This window comes from Xenorhabdus budapestensis (genome assembly GCF_002632465.1).
Lineage (GTDB): Bacteria > Pseudomonadota > Gammaproteobacteria > Enterobacterales > Enterobacteriaceae > Xenorhabdus > Xenorhabdus budapestensis.
Genome location: NZ_NIBS01000132.1, coordinates 1 through 628 on the forward strand (window position 1 = coordinate 1; position 628 = coordinate 628).

Genomic DNA, 628 nt, shown 5'->3' on the forward strand with positions numbered 1-628 from the left:
TGTCACTCTTAAACCACCTCCTATGGAGGTGGTGATCGTTCCTGTGGGGCTTTGCCCGTAGGACGCTCTTGCTAAATACTTCCTCAGTTTGTTACCAGCAAATCAAAGGAGTAAATAGCATGAGCAGATATGAATCGGCTTCACATGTATTTTATCGTTGTCAGTATCACCTTGTCTGGACACCGAAGTACAGATACAAAATCCTCAAAGGAAATTTAGGTAAAGAGCTTTATCGAAGCATCTATGTCTATTGCAGCATGAAGAAATGTACGGTTATAGAGCTAAACGTGCAAATAGATCATGTGCACTTAGTCGTTAGAACGCCCCCGAGCTTGAGTGTTTCAGAACTAATGGGATTTGTGAAAGGGCGGACAGCCATAAGGCTGTTCGCAAAATTTCCGTATCTGAGAAAGAAAAAATTATGGGGTAATCACTTCTGGCAAAGAGGATATTTTGTGGATTCGGTAGGAGCCAATGAAGAAATTATTCGCAGATATGTGCGGTACCAGGACAAAGTAGCCAAAGAAGAGGCAGAAAGACAAATACAGCTGGGGCTGGAAGAATAGTGTTTAAGCCCCCTTTTAGGGGGCCGCGTCAAAGCCGCCTTCTATGAAGGCGGATTTTTACT

The 628-nt window shown here is 43.5% G+C and carries 1 protein-coding gene; it reads left to right on the top strand.

The window, feature by feature from the left end:
- Positions 1-119: 119 nt before the first annotated feature.
- Positions 120-566 carry an IS200/IS605 family transposase gene (tnpA, locus tag Xbud_RS19255; RefSeq protein WP_099134496.1) on the top strand — a complete coding sequence of 149 codons (447 nt, stop codon included), beginning with the start codon at positions 120-122 and terminating at the stop codon, positions 564-566.
- Positions 567-628: the final 62 nt, after the last annotated feature.

Bases quoted from the DNA above. Each gene is read 5' to 3' on its own strand.
- tnpA (WP_099134496.1), top strand. From the start codon at position 120: ATGAGCAGATATGAATCGGCTTCACATGTATTTTATCGTTGTCAGTAT.